The sequence below is a fragment of the Kluyvera sp. Awk 3 genome (assembly GCF_028069715.1).
GTDB classification, from domain to species: domain Bacteria; phylum Pseudomonadota; class Gammaproteobacteria; order Enterobacterales; family Enterobacteriaceae; genus Kluyvera; species Kluyvera georgiana_A.
This window is the reverse complement of sequence record NZ_JANEWH010000012.1, coordinates 1-16,331: the sequence shown is the minus strand read 5'-3', so window position 1 is coordinate 16,331 and position 16,331 is coordinate 1. Positions and strand designations below refer to the sequence as shown.

12 protein-coding genes are annotated in these 16,331 nt (G+C 55.3%); all 12 read right to left on the bottom strand.

Annotation, left to right across the window (positions count from 1 at the left end):
- Nucleotides 1-2: 2 nt before the first annotated feature.
- Nucleotides 3-2,441, bottom strand: coding sequence for a T6SS phospholipase effector Tle1-like catalytic domain-containing protein (locus NNN71_RS04560; RefSeq protein WP_271457979.1), 2,439 nt, complete (start codon nt 2,439-2,441; stop codon nt 3-5).
- Entirely contained in the window at nt 2,429-2,962 is a 534-nt protein-coding gene (locus NNN71_RS04555; RefSeq protein ID WP_271457978.1) for a DUF3304 domain-containing protein, read from the bottom strand. Before NNN71_RS04555 ends, NNN71_RS04560 begins: the two co-directional genes overlap by 13 nt.
- A gap of 176 nt (nt 2,963-3,138) precedes the next feature.
- Nucleotides 3,139-3,672: a DUF3304 domain-containing protein gene (locus NNN71_RS04550; RefSeq protein WP_223803074.1), complete on the bottom strand. Its 534-nt coding sequence runs from the start codon at nt 3,670-3,672 to the stop codon at nt 3,139-3,141.
- Between the two features lie 52 nt (nt 3,673-3,724).
- Nucleotides 3,725-4,495, bottom strand: coding sequence for a DUF4123 domain-containing protein (locus NNN71_RS04545; protein ID WP_271457977.1), 771 nt, complete (start codon nt 4,493-4,495; stop codon nt 3,725-3,727).
- A 3-nt stretch (nt 4,496-4,498) separates the two neighbouring features.
- Nucleotides 4,499-6,871 (bottom strand): type VI secretion system Vgr family protein, encoded by a 2,373-nt coding sequence (locus tag NNN71_RS04540; RefSeq protein WP_442910503.1) that lies wholly within the window; start codon nt 6,869-6,871, stop codon nt 4,499-4,501.
- Between the two features lie 2 nt (nt 6,872-6,873).
- On the bottom strand, nt 6,874-9,525 hold the full coding sequence (tssH, locus tag NNN71_RS04535) for a type VI secretion system ATPase TssH (RefSeq protein WP_271457975.1): 2,652 nt from the start codon (nt 9,523-9,525) through the stop codon (nt 6,874-6,876).
- 172 nt (nt 9,526-9,697) lie between these two features.
- Nucleotides 9,698-10,189 carry a type VI secretion system effector Hcp gene (gene hcp / locus NNN71_RS04530; protein WP_159378585.1) on the bottom strand — a complete coding sequence of 164 codons (492 nt, stop codon included), beginning with the start codon at nt 10,187-10,189 and terminating at the stop codon, nt 9,698-9,700.
- Between the two features lie 3 nt (nt 10,190-10,192).
- Nucleotides 10,193-11,905, bottom strand: a complete 1,713-nt coding sequence (locus NNN71_RS04525; protein ID WP_271457974.1) for an OmpA family protein — start codon at nt 11,903-11,905, stop codon at nt 10,193-10,195.
- On the bottom strand, nt 11,902-12,591 hold the full coding sequence (gene tssL / locus NNN71_RS04520) for a type VI secretion system protein TssL, short form (RefSeq protein WP_167575304.1): 690 nt from the start codon (nt 12,589-12,591) through the stop codon (nt 11,902-11,904). Before tssL ends, NNN71_RS04525 begins: the two co-directional genes overlap by 4 nt.
- Nucleotides 12,588-13,931, bottom strand: coding sequence for a type VI secretion system baseplate subunit TssK (gene tssK / locus NNN71_RS04515; RefSeq protein WP_223804215.1), 1,344 nt, complete (start codon nt 13,929-13,931; stop codon nt 12,588-12,590). The genes tssL and tssK overlap by 4 nt, the downstream gene beginning before the upstream one ends.
- 14 nt (nt 13,932-13,945) lie before the next feature.
- The gene (tssC, locus tag NNN71_RS04510; RefSeq protein WP_167575303.1) at nt 13,946-15,493 is read right to left on the bottom strand and encodes a type VI secretion system contractile sheath large subunit; all 1,548 of its coding nucleotides are present in this window, start codon (nt 15,491-15,493) and stop codon (nt 13,946-13,948) included.
- Nucleotides 15,494-15,525: 32 nt separating this feature from the next.
- Nucleotides 15,526-16,023: a type VI secretion system contractile sheath small subunit gene (tssB, locus tag NNN71_RS04505; RefSeq protein ID WP_271457973.1), complete on the bottom strand. Its 498-nt coding sequence runs from the start codon at nt 16,021-16,023 to the stop codon at nt 15,526-15,528.
- Nucleotides 16,024-16,331 lie beyond the last annotated feature (308 nt).

The window sequence follows — 16,331 nt, the reverse complement described above, 5'->3', positions numbered from 1 at the left end:
GCTCAGGTTGTTACCAGCGATTGAGCTTGCTCTAGCCACCCGGACTGAATAACCGATTTCGCCAACGTCAGCCGTTTCTCATTGATGCTTTCAGTCTGTTGCGCCGTCACGGTACCGGGCTCGGTTGTGAATGCTTTTAGCGAATCAGCGTTATCCAGCATCGGAATAGTCATGCCAGTGAGGTAATCCACCGCCTGAGATTCCAGCGACAACAGCCCCGCGGTACCCGCAAGACCAGCCAGTTTTTCGGACGTCCCTTTCTGTTTGAAGCTGAAGATTACGCCTCCCACCAGCGTGGCAGCGCCGACAACATCCCCGGCAATGGTCAATGGAGAGAGTGATTTATTGCAATTTTTGCCGAAGTAGATCATCCGGTAGAGGAAATAGCTGCCCCAAGGCTCGCGCGTTCCCAGCGCGTAATGCATAAACCACGCGCGGGAGTCATGTACCTGATCGTCAAACAGCGCTCTGACCAATCCAGCTGGCGTATCCGCATTCGAGGCTTCGCCGAGAGGCGGAAACAGTGTCGCGACTTTCGTCTCGGCGGACGCTTTTATCAGCGCATACTCTCGTGGCCCGTCATCGATGTTAAGCATGAAAATACTATTGCGGGGGATTGCCGCTAGCACCAGTTGACCAAAACTGGTTGGGCTACGAAGCTGCTGCCGATAGTCTTCGCCAAACTCTTTTGCAGCCTGCTGCAGCTGCGTCTTTGCAATATCCGGGTCAAAATCCTTGACGCCGGGCTCCAGTACGAGCTCATCCATCTTATCCGCTGGCTGGTTGGCAATTTTTTCCTTGCGCCGTGCCTGAACTGCGCCTTGCTCCAGATCCCGTTTTGTGCGTGAAATTTCCAGCGCCCCTGGCAGCCCATCGTTATCCGTCGCTCGCTGGTAAAATGGCGTAACCAGCATTGTGCCTTTGGCATAGCGATCGACTCGCCACGCGGTAATCCAGGCTATCTGATTTTCAAAAGCTTTTTCGAGACTAACGGTTGCCCTGGGCGGGTTATATTCTGCTGCCTGTTCGTCAGTTATTTTTTCTGTGGAAGGGGGGAGGTTTAGTGTTAATTCTCGCCAGGCGTTGAAGCGGTTGACAAGAGAAGGAGCTACATCGAACTCGGTCAACACATCTAAATCTAAAGCTCTCCATTTGTCTTTTTGAAGTTCAGCAGGAAGAGTTTCAGCCGAAACTTTCAAGGGTGCTCCAGCTTGAAAAGCTAAACAGTAAAGGTCATTAAGCGCAATCTGAGATAAAAGTAAACTATCATCTTCCCCATTCGCTTTTCCCTGATCACCTGGAGGATAGCCTCCGCCAATATCGGAATGCATCCCCGGATACACCACCTCCTTACTGTTTTCCGGATATTTCCCGTTAGCGCGACGTATAGAATCCAACGGAAAACAGAGCCGCTGCTCGTGAGAAGAAACCAGATGCACGCAATGCTTAATTAATCCACCGTAAGTTTTCTCATCGGGCAACGCCTGAGTACCATCGGCCCAGGACATATGCCCTTCCGCCACCGGCGCGACATGCGCCACCCCCACGGACGCCACGGTATCCAGCAGCCCCAAGAACTCAACGCTTATCGGTACTTTTACTGCCCCTACTGCCAGACACTGCTCTGGCCTGTCCTTTCCCTCTTCAGGTTTTGGCAGCAGCTCGCAGAGCCAGTTAACAAAAGCCCGTGCCGCCGCAGCCCCACGCGAAAAACCATAAACATAGAGCTTGACCCCCAGCAGCTTTGGCTTTCCTGGTTCGTTAGGCGTCAGAGCTTTTTGCAGGTCTGCCGACAAATCTTTCAGCAGGTTCTGGAATGTTTCGTATCGATTATGGCTGCCGGTTAACCCCAATGAGGCCCACGAAGTCGCCATCTGATCCAGCGCCGCACGACTTTCCGCATTGCTCATACGCTCCTGGGTCATAGTAAACCTTAGCGCCTCAAGAATGCGCAGGAGTCCCCAGTTAATCCTCTCCTCTCCCTTCGCCGCCGTAGCCAACCCCCAACTGGTATAATCAAGGTCATTAATTTCAGGAAAAGGGGTGCCAACACCCGGAATATAATATTTAAAATACCGTCCTGAAATAGTGTCATTGCTGTCAAAAAGAGCAGATGAATCGCCAATACCGCCAGCATAACCGCTACCAATAGTGGCGCGAAACAGACGAGCGATATTGGTAGGATGTTTGGGGTCAGAAAGGTAAAGATCGTTATTCAAGTTATTGCCAGTACCATCAAAAAAAAGACTAATATGTAAAGTCTTACAGCATGGCATTTCTAGCCGTTTGTTTTGAGCCAGGCACAGCGTATTGCGATAACTACGTTCTAAGCTCTCCTGCTGCCCGCAGTTATTTCCCACCATTGCCGCCTGAGACGGCAAACGCCCCTGAGTTGGAAACTCAGGGGGATACCACACCAAATCGCTGATTACTTCGGACATACTTTCGGCTCCTTCATTTCCAGAGGAAGCTTAATCGGATAATTAGCATGAGCGGGTGACCAGCAACTGGTGGTTACCTTCACGTCGTCACAGGGCAGAAAATGCACCGTAATGCCGCAAGTTTTCTGTCCTGTATAATCGGGTAGTGGTACTGTTTTGCTATGTTCCCTATTATTAGCTCTCTTTTCTTTTAACCATGCCTTGTACTTTTCTCTATCAGCAAAGCCAGGGAATCCCTCTGTAGACGCCTCACCGCTTTCCCAGTCAACTCTGACTGTCATGCCCGGTCGCCATACTTCAGGTACACCATAACAGCATCCTCCCCCCCCACCCTGAAATGGTCCAATCGCATCAATGCCCGACTGCCCGTTAACGCTGAAATGATTGATTGCCCATTTGGTGTGGTTAATCGCCAGGATTGTTCCCGTCCCACCGCTTTGCGCCCGGGCTTCCGCCTTTGGCTGACTGCACCCGGTCAATAAAAAAATACCCAGTAATACGCTGTAGGTTATTATCTTCATCCTGATTATCCTTTTGGTTGGCCTTCCACATTTACCGATAAAATGATTTAACGGTGCCGCTGGCTGGCATAATTAAATCATCTTCGTCATTGTGATAAATCGTGATCCCGATGACTGCCTGTCGCGTCAAATAACCGGTTCACACAATTCAGGCGGATACCAGCCCCAATCGCTGATTACTTCGGACAGACTTTCGGCTCCTTCATTTCCAGAGGAAGCTTAATCGGATAAGACGGGCTACCGTAGGTAAAACAGCTGGTTGTTACTTTCACATCATCACAGGGCAGAAAATGCACCGTGATACCGCAGGTCTCCTGTCCGGTATAATCGGGTAGCGGCACGGTTTTGCTATGCAGTCTGTTATTCGCACTCATTTTCTTTTCCCAAGCTTTATATTTCTCATAATCAGCAAATCCCGGGAATCCCTCTGTAGACGCTTCACCGCTTTCCCAGTCAACTCTGACTGTCATGCCCGGTCTCCAGACTGCAGGTACACCATAACAACACCCACCACCACCGCCATCAAAAGGTCCAATCGCATCAATACCCGACTGCCCGTTAACGCTGAAATGGTTAATCGCCCATTTGGTATGGTTAATGGCTTCTATTGTCCCTGCTCCACCGCTTTGCGCCCGGGCTTCCGCCTTTGGCTGACTGCACCCGGCCAGTAAAAAAATACCCAGTAATACGCTGCAGGTTATTATCTTCATCCTGATTATCCTTTTGGTTGGCCTTCCACATTTGCCGATAACAGGAACCGCTCTACTGGCGCGATTCCAGTGTTTTGACAACCCATGCTTCGCGCTCTTTATCCAGTAGGATTCTTTTGTCCGTCGCAGCGACCATGGCCCTGAAACAGGCGGAAAACCGTTCTTCGAGGGACTCGAACCAGGCTTCCGGGATGTTTTGATAGCGCAGTAATAGCTTTACATCGCATAGGCACATCAGCCGCTCAAACTGGCTATCGCTGAATGTGACTTTTTGGCATTTTTCACTTTTCCCTGGCAGTGAACCGTTGCCCATCAACAGTGCGGGCTTCCCGTCAAGATCGAGCCAACTCCAGAACAACGCAGGTCGTTGCAGTTGAACCTGCTGCTCTTGCGTCAGAATGTCGGAGAACAGAAAAGGGAAAATGCGGGCATCAAAGTATCGAAATAAACCGGCACGTCCTTCGTGGGTAGCATCAACGCAGTCCGTTAACCATTCCGCTAACGCCGAAAAGGGCCACTGTGAACAGATCACCATCAATGGCGCTGTTTTCTGGACTTTCTGAGCTAACTCACTAAGCCACTGGTTTTGTTGTGGATCGTTGAGCGTCATTCGTACCAGAAGAGGAGCGTCTTCTGATAAAGCGTCCTCCGGCAGCCCCTTGTAGAGAGACTGCCATTTTAGATGAGAAGAAAACTCCTGCAGCACCGGAATAACTGAAAAATCGATGCCACACTGATCGATAATAAAATCCAGGTGGTTCATTTCAATTTCGGCGTATGTCTGCTGAAGCTTGTTTAGCCAGTCGGTTGTGCTGTTCTCCATCAATTATGCCTCCCTTGGCACAAAACCCTGCGCGAGTTCCTGCGCTTTTTTCAAACACTCTTTACACACTGACGAAGGTAATTCAGGCAGCGGATAATCCTGGCTCGCTGGCCCCTCCCATTTATGCTGCCCCTTCAGGCTGAGCAGACCTGGTCCGTGCACCTTCACCTCACCCGCTGGCGTGAGCTGGATATATGCGCCTCCGCAGGCAAGCGTGATGCCATTTTTTGCCGTTAACTGCAGATGCCCCTGTGTTGACTGCACGGTAACATCCTTTAGCGCCGTCACGGAAAGTACGTCGCCGTGCGACTCCACATCCAGAGGCCCTTTCCCTGACACCAAACGTATCCCTTCCTGACGAGACAAAAAGGATATCGCCTGCTCCGCATTGACCGAGTATCGCTGTCCTGCACTGATATTGACTTCCCCCAGACTCTGGAGATAAAGCCCTTTTCCACTGTGCAATAACGCGGCTTCCGGGGTGACGCTGGCAACGCCGTTTGGTGCCGACATCAGCAGCGTTGGGTCTTTGAGCTCGCTGGCTCCACTCGCAAGTTCGCTGAGAGGATCAACTGTCGGGGAGACATTGTGGTGCGTCTGTGTCACGCTTCCCCATCCGGCGACCTGATTCACCGCACCTTTCAGGAGGCTGATAGCCGAAGCCATCTCCAGCACCTGCCCCTGCGCCGCGCTCTGCCCGTCAGCACTGATAAAAATCCCCTTCTGCGCCCGTATCGCCCCCCAGCTATCCGTGCGAAGCTCAAACCCCTCGCCCCGCTTCTGCTTCTCACTGTCGACTAGGTGCCCGAGATTGAGCTGACTCTTCCCGCCGTACTCCGTGCTGACCTTAATATGCTCTTTCCCGCGTTCGTCATCGAGGCGGATTTTGTTGTTCGCCGGGGTGCGCAGCACGTTACGTTTATAGTTGCGGATGGTGACGTGGTCGCCGTGCGCCGAGTCGTGCAGGACTCCGGAGATATACGGTCTGTCCGGGTTGCCGTCCTCAAAACCAATCGCCACTTCGGTGCCCGCCAGCAGCGGCAGGTGCAGGCCGTAGGTGTCGCCGGCGTACGGGCGCGACTGGCGTACCCACAGGCTCTCAAAGCCGGTTTCCCAGTTGTCCCGGTCAAACAGCATGTTGACGCGGTAGCGGCCGTCCTTATCGATATGGCCGTAGGTGTCGTTTTCCGTGGTGCTGGTGACGCGAGCCGGGAGCGTGCCGGCCATCACCGGGCGGACGCCGGGCTGCGGGCGGAAGCTGAAATCGGCGCTGTCCGGGATGCCGTTAAACAACACACCAAAGTCTGTATCGCGACGGGCATGGCAGTGCATCGACGTCACCACCACACCTGCCGTAAACACTTCCGCCACTTCATAGCCGCCGGTCACTTTCAGCACCTGTCCCGGCGAGAGCGTAGGGCAACTGGTGAGCGCCTGAGCCTGAGTCTGGCCATTCAGATAGCGCTCATGGCGGATACGGGCGTAAAACGCCCCGGACTCCGGCGCTGGGTTGCGGTCATAGGAGCTGCCCGGCGTCAGATAGTTATCCGCGTAGTGGTAGGCGTCCCCGTAGGTGGTATCGTCGCCGCGGGTGGCATCCACTCGCGTGTTCATGTTTTCCGTGGCCTGACGGTAATTATAATCGCGGGTGCTGACCTGCTTTTGTACGACCTGGTGATGGCACTCCATCCCCCACACCGCGTCCACACCCTGCGAATGCTGCCCTGACGGTGGAATCGACGGCAGCGTCAGCCCCTTCTCATAGCCCTGCTGACCGTCATAAAACGCCACCACGTCAATGTTCAGGCGCGTGTCGGTGGTGAAACGAAACCAGACGCCCACCTCGCCCAGCAGGCGGGTGATAAAGTGCAGATCGTCCTCGCCGTACTGCATCACCTGCTCACGGCGCGGGTACTCTTTGGTTAGCGAAAACAGGAAATCCTGTCCGCGCATGTTGTGACGCTCGCGGAGAATTTTCTCGACGATTTGCGGGACCGACATATCCTGGTAAATCGCGTTCTGGTGCGAGCGGTCGAGCAGCGCCAGACGCGGCTGCAACGTCAGGGCGTAGTGGGTTTCATCCTTCGAGGTGCGAAGACGTTCAAAACCGGTGACCACTCCCTGAATCACCCGCACCGGCTGCTGAATTTTAATGCCAAAACCCTGGTCGACCGGGGCCTGCAGCGTCAGCGATGCGGCTTTCATCAGCATCGTCTCTTTGCTGATGGCATGGTCGGCGCTGGTGAACTCGATACGGTAGCGAAACGGCGTGCTCAGCGCTTCGTCGCCTTCAAACGCCAGCACGTCGAGGGCGGACTCACAGCCTTTGACCACCAGCAGATGGTGATTATGGCTGAACAATATCGGCAGGCTCATGCTCATACGCGCCCTCCTTCAGGCTGTGCAAATTCCAGCGCAATCCCCTCTTCTTCACTCCAGCTCAGGGTCAGCGACTGCGGTTTTTGTTTGGCGGCCATATGCGCCAGCAACTGCTGGCTCAGCACCGGCAGGATCTGCTGGTTAAGCAGGCTGTCAACGTTACGCGCGCCGGTATCCGGCAGCAGGCAGGCGGCGGTCAAGGCATCAAACAGCGTGCTGTCGATATGCGTCGTCAGCCCATAATGACGATGCAGACGCTGGCTTACCTGCCCCAGTTTCATCTCGACAATGGTACGCATCGCCGTTTCCGCCAGCGGGCGATAAATTACCGTCTGGAAGCGGGCCAGTAGCGCAGGCTGGAAGTGGTCACGCAGAATTGGCCGCAGCAATTCGTGCAGTTCGCCTTCACTGGCTTCCGGGCTTTCCGCCAGCAGTTGCATCAGCGGGTCGCTGCCGAGGTTCGAGGTCATCAGAATCACCGTGTTACGGAAGTCGATTTCACGCCCTTCACCGTCGCGCATAAAGCCGCGGTCGAACACCTGATAAAACAGGTTCATCACATCGCGATGCGCTTTTTCCACTTCGTCGAGCAGCACCACGCTGTAGGGGCGCTTACGCACGGCTTCGGTGAGGATGCCGCCCTGACCGTAACCAACATAGCCGGGAGGCGACCCTTTCAGTTGGGATACGGTGTGCGGCTCCTGGTATTCAGACAGATTGATGGTAATTAGCGACTTCTCGCCGCCGTACATCACATCGGCCAGCGCCAGCGCGGTTTCCGTTTTACCGACGCCGCTTGGGCCAACCAGCAGGAATACGCCCTGCGGACCGTTCTCCGAAGTCAGGCCGGTCTTAGCGGCGCGCAGCCGCTGGGCGATAGCGGTCAGCGCGACATCCTGCCCGACCACGCGCTTGCCGATTTCCTTTTCCAGACTCAGCAGTTCGCTCTGTTCATCCTTCATCAGCGAGGAGAGCGGCACGCCGGTCCAGTCGGCAATCACATTGGCGACGGTGCGGATGTCCACATCCACCGACAGCAGCGGGTCACTGTGCTGCATATCGTTGAGCGCTTGCTGAAGGCGATGCGTTTCGCTCTGGCGCGAGATATCCCGGCGGCTTTCAAGCAGTTGCTCAGTCAGTTGAAGCTCAAGGTCGTACTGACTTTCCAGGGCTTCAAGCGCCGCAACAAGCGTGTTTTCTTCGCGCTCAATCACCGGCAGGCGTTCTCCATGGTATTGATTGCCAACGGCAATATCTTCCAGCAGCGCCTGTTTCTCGATTTCAAGGGCGGTGATTTGCGCCCGGATGCGGGTTAGCTGCTCCGGCACCGTGTCCAGGCTCATGCGTACGCGGGCCGCGGCGGTATCGAGCAGGTCAACGGCTTTATCCGGCAACTGGCGGCCAGTCAGGTAGCGGCGGGAGAGCGTGACGGCGGCGCGAACCGCGTCGTCGGTAATATGCACATTGTGGTGTTCGGCATAGCGTGATTTCAAACCACGGAGCATCAGGCAGGCGGTATCATCATCCGGCTCGTCCACTTTCACCATCTGGAAGCGGCGTTCCAGAGCGGCATCGCGCTCGAAGTACTGCTTGTACTCGCTCCAGGTTGTGGCGGCGATAGTGCGCAGTTCGCCGCGCGCCAGCGCAGGTTTCAGCAGGTTAGCGGCATCCGCGCCGCCGGCCTGGTTGCCAGCGCCAATAATGGAGTGCGCTTCATCGATAAACAGTAAGATGGGTACCGGAGACTGCTGCACCGCATCAATCACGTTTTTCAGGCGCTGTTCGAATTCGCCCTTCACCCCCGCGCCCGCCTGCAGCAGGCCGAGGTCGAGCGTACGCAAAATCACAGGTTTGAGGGACTCCGGCACGTTGCCTTCGGCAATACGTAGCGCGAGTCCTTCCACCAGCGCAGTTTTGCCGACGCCGGGTTCGCCAACCAGAATCGGATTGTTCTTGCGGCGACGGGAGAGAATATCCACCATCTGGCGGATCTCCGTATCGCGCCCAAATACCGGGTCGATTTTGCCCTCTTTGGCTTTGGCGGTGACGTCGAGCGTGAATTTATCCAACGCGTTTTGCAGCGCCGGGTTCAGCTCGCCCTCCGGAGTGTTTACCCCAACCGGGCGACCAACAAATTCTACGTCGCCCGCGGGGTGCGCCAGTTCGGCTTCGAGCTGTGCTTGCGGACGTTCTTCAGACTGGGCGTCCAGCAGCGGGCGCAGGCGCTCAAGCTGGCTCTGACCCAGCGTCAGCAGCGGCCATAAATCATCGCAGTGAACAAGTTTTGGGCTTTCAATTAACGCCATCAGCAGATGCAGGCTGCGGATTTGTTCCTCGCCCTGCAAAGAAGCGGCCATCCACGCCTGTTTTAAGAGCGCGTTAAGTGCGTCGGAGAGCTGCGGACGTTGGCGCACCGAGCGCGGCAGCGCGTCCAGCCAGCCCAGCAGCGCCTGCCACATGTCGTCCATGTCCCACTCGTAACGGCGAGCCAGCACGGTGATGTCGCCTTCGCCCTGCTCCAGCAGTTTCAGCAGCCAGTGCTCCGGCAGGATTTCAGCATGCGCGCGGGTCTGACACAAGGAAGCGGCCCCTTCCAGCGCGCGGGCGCAGTAAGGATTGAGGCGACGTAACAGGACGGCTGAGTTTTCCATTTTTCTCTCTCTTGATGATTCCCGGGCACGCTACCGCCCTTCGCTTTCCCTTTTAATAAGGCACCCAAAGCGCATCAGGTCAGGCAGGCAGATTGTGTGATTCTTTGCTCAATGCCTGTCAGGACAGGCGCTCAGCAAAAAATTGCGGACAGCGAAACTGTCCGCATCGGTCTTACGCGGTGGCGCGTTCGTTCCAGGAATCGGAATGAATGATGTTGCCGTCTTTGTAGGTCCAGGTGATTTTTTCGTAACGCAGTTCAATCTGCTCGAGGTGATTGTGCTTCTCGAAAGAAGGATTCTTGATGTCGTGCATCACAGGATTCACCTTCACCACTTTCACGTTCTCAAGTTTGGTGTTGAAGTACTCCACTTCCTGACCCGCGTCGTTAATTTTGTACCACTTGAATTCCGCAGACTTGAGGGTCTGACCGGTGGTGACCGCCTTGTACAAATACGGGCTGGAAGAGTCGATTTCTTTGGTGAACAGGAACGGGGTGTGGATACGCGTACCGGTCAGCTTGCCGGTATTGTTATCGGTTGGGATGTACAGGTTATGCTCCTGCGCCACCACTTCGATACTGCCTTCACGATCCTGAACGTCTACAGAACCTTTAATGTCCGCGCCGCCGTCGTCTTTCAGCCAAAGATAAACAGGAATTGCCATGGATTACTCTCCATTGTGTTGTGAAGCGTCATCATCCTGCGATGACGCTGAGGGTTGGCCTGGTATCAGACAGGCGTTCGCCTGCGGTACCAGACTGATTTCGACACGGCGGTTGAGCGCACGGCCCTCCGGCGTATCATTCGTTGCGATCGGACGGCTTTCACCGTAGCCCTGCACCGCAAAACAGCTTTCCGGTACGTCGCCGGTATCACGCATCCAGTCGCGCACCGCTTCGGCGCGTCTCTGAGACAGCGTTTGGTTCAGTTGCGGATTACCGGTGTTATCGGTATGCCCCGCCACTACAATCAGCCAGCCCGGTTTGGCTTTAATGCCAACCAGCGAATTGACCAGCAGTTTGGTGGAGCCCGATTTAAGGTCGTACTTGCCTGAATCGAACAGCGACATGCTGTCGAGGCGGATGATTTTCGGGATTGGCTTTCGCTTCGGCTGCGGTTTGGGCGGCGGCGGCGGCGGCACATACGTGCGAATCGCCTCCAGTACCGGCAACCGCAGGCGCTCCCCCTGATACAGGCCAAGGCTCAGTCTGACCGGCACGCCATTGCGCGCCCAGTCGTCAAGCTGCCCGGCATCCTGTTGCAGAATGGCAAGGGCATCGGCTTTCGGGCCGAAGTTATCCATGGCGATCGCGTTATAGTGGGCGATATCAAAGCTCACGCGGTGCAATAGCCGATCGTTGTTCCAGCCGCTGCAGAGTAGCGCCGCGAGGGTAGCCAGCGTGAAGATGCCCAACGCGCAGCGCCGGGTACGGGCACGCGGCGTTAAGCCTCTGCCTTCCGGCAATAGCGGCAGAACAAAATCAGGAAAAGGAGAGAGTACGGTGCTGTCGGTGCCCACGGGCTGCCAGCCGTCAACCTGCTGCATCGCGGTGTGGCGAGACAGCCAGGCGGTCCAGAGAGAAGATGCCAGGCTTCCGGCGACAATCGGGCCAATCCCCCACAGCACCGCCGTCGGCACGATAGCCGGAACATCCGGATTCTCATCGATAAATACCGATTTGACCGACTGACGAAACCAGCTCACCAGGCTGTTCATCAAGACCTGCTGCTGCATGGCGATTGCCCCGCCGGTACTGACCCACGCGGCAATGGAGCTTGGGGCAGCAGCTGCCCGCCAAATCCTCACCCCTTCATCCGGAATAGCGGCCTGCCAGAGCATATCTTCCACCATGGCGCTACCCACCTGAGCATTGAGCACCAACGGCACATCGTGGCCGGACGTCTTACGCAACAGGCTAATTTGCCAACGCAGCGATAACAGGCGGCTGGTCAGTGCTTCGCTGTCTGCATGTTTTTGCGGGCAGACGCTGACCATGACCGACAGCTGGCGTCCCCAGTCGGGACGCTGTCTTAGCAGCTCACGCGCGACCTGTTCAAGTTCCTGATGCTCTTCAACCCGAATCCAGCAGCCCTGCGTTACGGTCAACACCTGCGAGGGCTGCGACCAGGAGAGCGGTAGATCGCCACAAACCAGGACGACAGGCTGGCGGTATGCCGCTTCCGGCAGGTTCTCAAGACGCAGCATGAGTTCATCCTGATGGCGGCGACGGGTCATCACCCAAAACATCGCCGTCAGGCCGAAAATCACCAGCAGAAGCAGAACGGAAATCCACCGGTTAACCGGCAAAAAAAACAGGCTCACCGCGGCGCATAGCACCGCAGCCCAGAGAACCAGCCCGCGCCGTTGTGCAGGACTCATTGCACCGCTCCCGGCAGCAGGGTTAACAGCGTTTGATTAAGCCAATGATCCAGCCCCCACCAGAGCGCGGCGACAACAACAGCGCTTAACGCAATACGCACAGGCCACGACGCCAGCCAACCGCCCAGATTCCACCCGTTTTGGCACTCCGCCAGCACGGGATGCGTCTGCGGATAGCTAAATGGCGCAACGCGTTCACTGAGCGCCTCAACCAGTTTTTGCCGCTCCGGATCGTTCAACGAACGGTAATGACCGAGAAAACCCAGCATCATCACCCGCTGAAAACAGGTCACCACCGCCGTCTCGGGGGCCGGCTCATGCAGAACCTCGCGCATCCGCTCGCACAGCGTATCACCGGCATCCATGGTGCCGAGGAAACGCCCTTGCAGGGGAATGTCATACCACTGCACGCAGGCGTCATCGTCGACGCCTCGGCCTTTGACCGTTTCGTCAAGCAGGGCGCACTGCGCAGTCAGGATGTGCTGGCAGCTTGCCTCATCCAGCCCACTGGCTTTAAGCTCACGCTGGACGCGCTCCACGTCGGCGACACAGCGCTCCCACAGCAAGCGTCCTTCGCCTTCCTGAAAAATCGGGCCATAGCGCAAACTAATGACCTGCAGCCAGGTGTCCTGCAGAAGGCCGTCGATATCAATAGGCGCGGCTTTTCCGTGTTTATGCTCATTCATGTTCTTAATACCGCAAAGAGTTCAAGTTCAGGCTCGCCGAGCATCCCCGGAACGTAAAACATGCAGCAACCGCTCTGCAGCATTTCGGCTGCCAAAGGATGGGTCACATCAAGACTGAAATACTGATTTTCCAGACGCAGCGGAATAGCCGCAGGCACATGACGTAGCGGCGTAAGCGGCACGCCAACGCGCGATGAGTTCACTATGCTCCTGACGTGATCGGGGCTGCCGACTTTGCATTGACGCGGGAACTGCTCCTGCAACTGCGCCACCGGCATCGGTGACCGTACAGAGAGGTAGTAATCCGCCTCTTCGCGCAGGCGGGGGTCGTGCAGGCGAGCCTGCCAGAAGTGAAGCCGCGCATCATATTCAAGTTCAATTGCTACCACGCGCGACGGCAGGCTGGCTTCCAGCAGGTCGCTCAGGAGATCAAACAGCGGCGGGAACACCTGATTTAGCTGCTCATGGTGCCAGGCGGGAATGGCGCTAACCTGATGCTCCAGTGAAAAAGTAAGCAGACTACCGGCAAGGCGAGCAAGCTCCGGATATAGCCGCTCCGGGGGATTTTGCAGGTTGCGCTGAAACTGCCCAAGCACGGGCTCCGCGCTGTTCAGGGCGTTAAGCAGCCAAAACAGCGAAACGTCCGCCACGGCGAAATCGGCCATGCGTTCGTTACTTTCCCGGCGCATGGCCATCAGGCGACTGAGCCTGGCGCGCAGCTGCGTCATCAGTTGTTCAAGCTGTAATACCAGCCAACGGCTGCCCTGCAGCGTCAGCAGAGGCGGAAGAAACGTCTCATCCATCACCCAACCGCCCTGCGAGTCTTGTCGCAAACGGGCAACCGCGCATGTCAGGTAATCACTGTTGTTTTGATGGGCAAAACGCAGGGTCAGCTCCGGCTGCATGACCGCAATCTGGCGGGTATCGTCACCAAACGTATTGCGGACATCGTGCCAGCGCTGACGAAAACGGACTGGCCGCTCGGCCACCTCTTCCGGTTTCAGGCAATTACCGCCGTTCGCCCGCAACAGCGGCAGGGCCAGAACCACAATCACCTCATGTGATTCGTGGTCGAGCGTCAACGTCGGCGGTAAGGCGTCAGCATTGTCCGTGTCGATCAGCGTGCCATCCTGGAAACGCACGTGTAAATGGCTGGCCTGCAGGCGACCCAGCTTTAGCGTATCCGTTTCGAAAGCAACATGAATCACGCCCCAGGGCTGAGACAGGCCCATCCGGGCAATACCTTCGGCAGACCAGGCCGCATAAGCGGCCTGTTGCTGGAAGTGCTGGGGAGAGACCATAACGCCCCTGCCCCATAACGGTTGTTCCGTTTTCATCAGCTTCCTGCCTTCGGTTACGATTTAGCCTTCGGCATCTGGGAAACCAGCGACAAATTCACGTCCATCCCTTCTACCTGGAAGTGCGGGATCGCATACAGCTTCACGCGGAAGAAGCCTGGGTTGTCCTCGATATCTTCCACCACCACTTTGGCGTCACGCAGCGGGTGAGAAGCTTGCAGTTCGTCGCCCGGATCGGTCATTTCGGTGACCAGACTGCGAACCCAGGTATTGAGCTCCAGCTCCAGCAGACGACGGTCTTTGGTGGTACCGATATTTTCGCGCTGAATGAGCTTCAGGTAGTGCGCGATGCGCGACAGCAGGAAGATATACGGCAGACGGGCATTGATGCGGCTGTTCGCGGTAGCGTCAGCGGTATCGTACAGCGCCGGTTTTTGGGCCGAGTTTGCTGAGAAGAAGCAGGCGTAATCGCGGTTTTTGTAGTAGCTAAGTGGAATAAATCCGAGATTGGCGAACTCAAATTCGCGGGTTTCCGGGATCATCACTTCAGAAGGAATTTTAACCTGATTACCGGTCCCCAGATCATACAGATGAATAGGCAGATCCTGCACCGCGCCGCCAGCCTGCGGGCCGCGAATTTGCACGCACCAGCCGTTGTTGATGAAGCTGCGCACCATGTTGGCGGCAAAAGCGAACGACGCGTTGGTCCACAGATATTTATTGTGATCCGGCCCCTTCACTTCTTCCACATAGTTAAAGCTGCGAACCGGCACGGTATCCGGACCATACGGCAGGCGCCCCAGCACGCGCGGCATCACCAGGCCGATATAGCGGGAGTCGTCCGTTTCACGGAAAGATTTCCACTTGATATACTCGGCACGGTCGAAATAATTGCCGATATCTTTAATGGCGGCCACCTCTTCCATGGACTCTTTGAGGAAGAATTTCGGCCCGGCGGACCCGATAAACGGCATGTGGGCGGCAGCGGACACTTTCGAGATATTGCGCAGCAGGGCGACATCCTGCGCCGAGGCGTCAAACTCGTACGCCGAAATCAGCGCGGCGATGGGTTCTCCGCCCGGGGTGTCATATTCGTCAATATAGGTGTGCTTATACAGGCCACTCTGAATGATTTCCGGGCTGTCTTCGAAGTCCTGACGCAGGTCATCTTTCGACATATCCAGCAGTTCGATTTTGACGTTCTGGCGGAAATCCGTTTTATCGACCAGTGACTTCAGACCGCGCCAGACGCTTTCCGTTTTTTGAAACTCTTCATGGTGCATTACCGCATCCAACTGACGACTAATCTGGTAATCAAGTTCAGCGATGTGGTGATCGATAAGATTTTTATCGAGTTTTTCGACTCGTGAACCCGACTTGGTCAGGCATTCCAGAAACACCTGCATACCGGCGGTCAGGCGTTCATCCGCGGTGGCATCCGACATCGCCTGGGCATCCTGCCAGATATCCAGCGCGCTCAGTTCAGACACCGGGCTAAGATTGATTTTTTCAAACAGCGACGCGTACACCCCGCCCGCAGCAGGACGTTCCAGCACAACGCTGTCGCCAGCCGCGGCGTTTTCATTTTTTACAGACATGAGCATTCCTTGGTTAATCCGTGATTACCGGGTGACGGTTAGGGTTGTTTAGGGGCCAGGGCAGACAGTTCGGCGCGAAGCTCTACGCTTAACGCCGGGTCCAGTAGGATTTTTTCCAGCTCTTTTCGGAAAGCCTGGTTATCTAATAAGTTGGCTTTTAAATCGCGCAGCAAATTACGCATCGAGAGCATGGCCTTCAGTTGCGGTATTTGGCGGGAGACCTGTTCTGGCGTGAAATCTTTCATGCTCTGGAATGCAAGGCTGATGTTTTCTTCACTGCCATCATCTGCCAGCGTATTTTTAACGGTAAGATTTATTTTTGGGGAATATTCGGAAAGGACTGCATCAAAGTTGTTTTTATTAATATTAACCTTAACCCGTTCAGACAACGATGCATCCTCCTGACCGTTGCTGAAATCCCCCGCCACCAGCAGTTTTAGAGGTAATTCCGTCTTTTTCGTTGCGCCACCAGTATGCAGATCCAGCTTTAAGTTAATACGTGCCTTAGGCACCTCACTTTGGAAACTATCGCTCATCTAACCACCCCTCGTTGTTATACTCAATCGCCATAACGCGTGTAATACTTTTGCATGAAACAGCAGGATAATATTCGAGTCAAGATCAACTTTACAGATCTTAGATCTGTCAAATGCTGAATTTTAGGAATTTTCCTCCAAATTCTTCGTTCGCACCTCAGAAAAAGCAGAGTTTTTCATTAATATTTACCTTGTTACCAGTGAGATATCCCAGGTAATAAAAAAGGTCTGGTTTATTTAGGCAATAAAAGAAGATAATTGATTTAAATCAATATAAAAATAAAACAACACCGAGGGCAGTATAAATA

Excerpts from the sequence above, each read along its gene's own strand:
- NNN71_RS04560 (WP_271457979.1), bottom strand. The coding sequence starts at position 2,441 with ATGTCCGAAGTAATCAGCGATTTGGTGTGGTATCCCCCTGAGTTTCCA.
- NNN71_RS04555 (WP_271457978.1), bottom strand. The coding sequence starts at position 2,962 with ATGAAGATAATAACCTACAGCGTATTACTGGGTATTTTTTTATTGACC.
- NNN71_RS04550 (WP_223803074.1), bottom strand. The coding sequence starts at position 3,672 with ATGAAGATAATAACCTGCAGCGTATTACTGGGTATTTTTTTACTGGCC.
- NNN71_RS04545 (WP_271457977.1), bottom strand. The coding sequence starts at position 4,495 with ATGGAGAACAGCACAACCGACTGGCTAAACAAGCTTCAGCAGACATAC.
- NNN71_RS04540 (WP_442910503.1), bottom strand. The coding sequence starts at position 6,871 with ATGAGCCTGCCGATATTGTTCAGCCATAATCACCATCTGCTGGTGGTC.
- tssH (WP_271457975.1), bottom strand. The coding sequence starts at position 9,525 with ATGGAAAACTCAGCCGTCCTGTTACGTCGCCTCAATCCTTACTGCGCC.
- hcp (WP_159378585.1), bottom strand. The coding sequence starts at position 10,189 with ATGGCAATTCCTGTTTATCTTTGGCTGAAAGACGACGGCGGCGCGGAC.
- NNN71_RS04525 (WP_271457974.1), bottom strand. The coding sequence starts at position 11,905 with ATGAGTCCTGCACAACGGCGCGGGCTGGTTCTCTGGGCTGCGGTGCTA.
- tssL (WP_167575304.1), bottom strand. The coding sequence starts at position 12,591 with ATGAATGAGCATAAACACGGAAAAGCCGCGCCTATTGATATCGACGGC.
- tssC (WP_167575303.1), bottom strand. The coding sequence starts at position 15,493 with ATGCTCATGTCTGTAAAAAATGAAAACGCCGCGGCTGGCGACAGCGTT.
- tssB (WP_271457973.1), bottom strand. The coding sequence starts at position 16,023 with ATGAGCGATAGTTTCCAAAGTGAGGTGCCTAAGGCACGTATTAACTTA.